We start from the raw sequence: 3,374 nt of genomic DNA on the forward strand, positions 1-3,374 counted from the left end.
GGATAAATCGGCGCATTGGCGTTCTTCTTTTGGGCAATGTCGGTTCTGGAATATCAATTGTTTACCCAACCTGTCACGAAAGCGCAGTTGAAAACACCCTGCATTTGACGCAGGGTCGGGGCAAACAAGACTGGGAGACAAGCACAATGCGTACCCGTGCCGCCGTCGCCGTTCAGGCAGGCAAACCTTTGGAAGTGATGGACGTGAACCTGGAAGGCCCCAAAGCGGGTGAGGTTCTGGTCGAGATCAAGGCCACCGGCATCTGCCACACCGATGAATTCACCCTTTCGGGTGCCGACCCCGAAGGTCTGTTCCCGGCCATTCTGGGCCACGAAGGCGCAGGCGTCGTGGTCGAGGTCGGCCCGGGCGTCACCAGCCTGAAGCCGGGCGATCACGTGATCCCGCTTTACACCCCGGAATGTCGCGAATGCGAATACTGTCTGCATCCCAAGACCAACCTGTGTCAGGCGATCCGCACCACCCAAGGTCAGGGTCTGATGCCGGATGGGACGTCTCGGTTCTCGACGCTGGATGGCGATCCGATCCTGCATTACATGGGCTGCTCGACCTTCTCGAACCACACGGTTCTGCCCGAGATCGCTCTGGCCAAGGTGCGTGAGGACGCGCCGTTCGACAAGATCTGCTATATCGGCTGCGGCGTGACCACCGGCATCGGCGCGGTGATCAACACCGCCAAGGTGGAAATCGGCAGCCGTGCCATCGTGTTTGGTCTGGGCGGTATCGGCCTGAACGTGATCCAGGGCCTGCGTCTGGCCGGGGCCGATCAGATTGTCGGCGTCGACCTGAACCCGTCGAAGGTCGAGATGGCCACCAAGTTCGGCATGACCGATTTCGTGAACCCCAAAGAGGTCGAAGGTGATCTGGTCCCCTATCTGGTCAACCTGACCAAGGGCGGTGCCGATTACACATTCGACGCCACCGGCAATGTCGGCGTGATGCGCGACGCGCTGGAATCGGCGCATAAGGGCTGGGGTGAATCGATCATCATCGGCGTGGCCCCTGCGGGGGCCGAAATCTCGACCCGCCCGTTCCAGCTGGTCACCGGCCGGTCGTGGCGCGGAACTGCGTTTGGTGGCGCGCGGGGCCGCACCGACGTGCCCAAGATCGTCGACTGGTACATGGAAGGGAAGATCGAGATCGATCCGATGATCACCCACACCATGGGTCTGGACGACATCAACCACGGCTTCGACCTGATGCATAAGGGCGAAAGCATCCGGTCGGTGGTGGTTTACTGACACATTCGAAATGAATGCGCGGGGCGGGCTTTTGCCCGCCCTTTTGCGTTTCCAGTCACCTCTTCATCACTTTACCTGACTGGTCCATCCGCATGCTTGGCGGGTATGCGTTTTCCGCCCTATACATCCGGTTCTTCTGTCGGTATGGACTGCCCTTCGACGATGATCCGTGTGTTGGACGCTCTGAGGGTGACCGCATCACCCAAAAAGAGCCGAGCCATGAAACAGACACTGCAAGACGCGCTGAAGCGCAAAGGATATGACACGCTGACCCCCGTGCAAGAGGCCGTGTCAGCGCCTGATTTACAGGGCCGTGATCTGCTGGTTTCGGCACAGACCGGATCGGGCAAAACCATCGGCTTCGGCTTGGCCATCGCCCCGACCATATTGGGCGACGCGCAGGTCTTCGATCAAGGCGGCGCGCCCCTGGCGCTGGTCATCGCGCCGACGCGTGAACTTGCGATGCAGGTCAAACGGGAACTGGGTTGGCTTTATGCCGATGCAGGGGCCTTTCTGACCTCATGCGTGGGCGGCATGGATATGCGCGATGAGCGGCGGGCCCTGTCCCGGGGCGCACATATCGTGGTCGCGACACCGGGACGATTGCGGGATCACATCATGCGCGGCTCGATCGATCTGACAGCTGTGCGCGCCGTGGTTCTGGATGAGGCCGACGAAATGCTCGACCTCGGGTTCCGCGAGGATCTGGAGTTCATCCTCGAACAAACGCCTGCGGACCGCCAGACGCTGTTGTTCTCGGCCACGGTCCCCCGGGCCATTGCCGCCCTGGCCGCGCAGTATCAACGGGACGCCGAACGTGTAAGCACCGTCAGCGAACTGACCCAACACGCCGATATCGAATACCGCGCGATGAACGTGGCCCCCCGTGATGGTGAAAACGCAATCATTAACGTCTTGCGCTATTACGAGGCCCCGAACGCCATCGTCTTCTGCAACACGCGCGCCATGGTCAGCCGCCTGACAGCCCGATTGTCGAATCGAGGCTTCTCGGTTGTGGCGCTGTCCGGGGAATTGACCCAAAGCGAACGCTCCAACGCGCTGCAAGCCATGCGCGACGGGCGCGCCCGTGTCTGCGTGGCGACCGACGTCGCCGCACGCGGCATTGACCTGCCGAACCTGGATCTGGTGATCCATGCCGAACTGCCCAATAGCCATGAAACCCTTCTGCACCGCTCGGGCCGAACCGGGCGTGCCGGGCGCAAAGGGGTCAGTGCTCTGATCGTGGCGCCAGCGTCCTTCAAAAAGGCTCAGCGTCTGTTGAAATTCGCCAAACTGACGGCGGATTGGGGTGCAGCGCCTTCCTCCGAAGAGGTCAACGCGCAGGATTTGCAGCGGATGTTCGGCGCGGATGACTGGCAGTTGGACGTGACAGAGACCGAGCGCACCTCGGTTGATGAACTGGTGGCACGGTTCTCACCGGAGCAACTCGCCGCGGCTTATGTCCGTCAGTACAAACGAACACATTCTGCACCGGAAGAGTTAATCGACGTCAAGGAGGCCGCGCCAAAGCCAAACGTGCCCTTTGGTCCGAGTGTCTGGTTTTCGCTGTCAGAAGGACGCCACGACAACGCGTCCCCGCGGTATCTTCTGCCGATGATCTGCAAGGCCGGGAACATCACCAAATCCGATGTCGGCGCGATCCGCATTGCGGATAACGAGACCTATATCGAAATTCGCGCAACCAGCGTTCCGGGTTTTCTGGACGCAATCGGACCCGAGATGACGATCGAAGGCACAAAAGACATTGTGCAACTGGACGCGACCCCCGATTTTTCAAGCTCTGCAAAGGCAGGTCCCAAGCGGGGAGCAAGAGGCAAAAGAGGTCCGGAAAAACCCGGGAACAAACCGGCCCGCCTTGTCGCGCCGCAACCTGCGAAAGTGCGAAAAAAGGCAGAGCCCAAACCTTCTGTGAAGGCCAAAGATGCCGCCAAACCGAAACGCGACAGCAGCGGTATGGACAAAAAACCGAGCCGCCCGAAAGGGCCTCCGCCGCCCAAGGGGAAGCCCAGCAGCAAGAAAAACCGCGCACGCGCTGCTGCGGCAAAGGGTGGCAACGCTGTGCCAAGGCGCCCGAAGTAAGCCGGCGTCCCCTTG

2 protein-coding genes are annotated in these 3,374 nt (G+C 60.8%); both read left to right on the top strand.

What is annotated here, in order from left to right; genetic code table 11:
- The first annotated feature begins 146 nt into the window (after nt 1-146).
- Nucleotides 147-1,259 carry an S-(hydroxymethyl)glutathione dehydrogenase/class III alcohol dehydrogenase gene (locus tag MPJ51_RS21620; protein ID WP_298391119.1) on the top strand — a complete coding sequence of 371 codons (1,113 nt, stop codon included), beginning with the start codon at nt 147-149 and terminating at the stop codon, nt 1,257-1,259.
- A gap of 219 nt (nt 1,260-1,478) precedes the next feature.
- A complete protein-coding gene (locus MPJ51_RS21625) occupies nt 1,479-3,359 on the top strand; it encodes a DEAD/DEAH box helicase (protein WP_298391121.1) in 1,881 nt (626 codons plus the stop codon).
- The last annotated feature ends 15 nt before the right edge of the window (nt 3,360-3,374 follow it).

The organism is Ruegeria sp. (genome assembly GCF_028066395.1).
Classification (GTDB): domain Bacteria; phylum Pseudomonadota; class Alphaproteobacteria; order Rhodobacterales; family Rhodobacteraceae; genus Ruegeria.

Bases quoted from the DNA above. Each gene is read 5' to 3' on its own strand.
- MPJ51_RS21620 (WP_298391119.1), top strand. From the start codon at position 147: ATGCGTACCCGTGCCGCCGTCGCCGTTCAGGCAGGCAAACCTTTGGAA.
- MPJ51_RS21625 (WP_298391121.1), top strand. From the start codon at position 1,479: ATGAAACAGACACTGCAAGACGCGCTGAAGCGCAAAGGATATGACACG.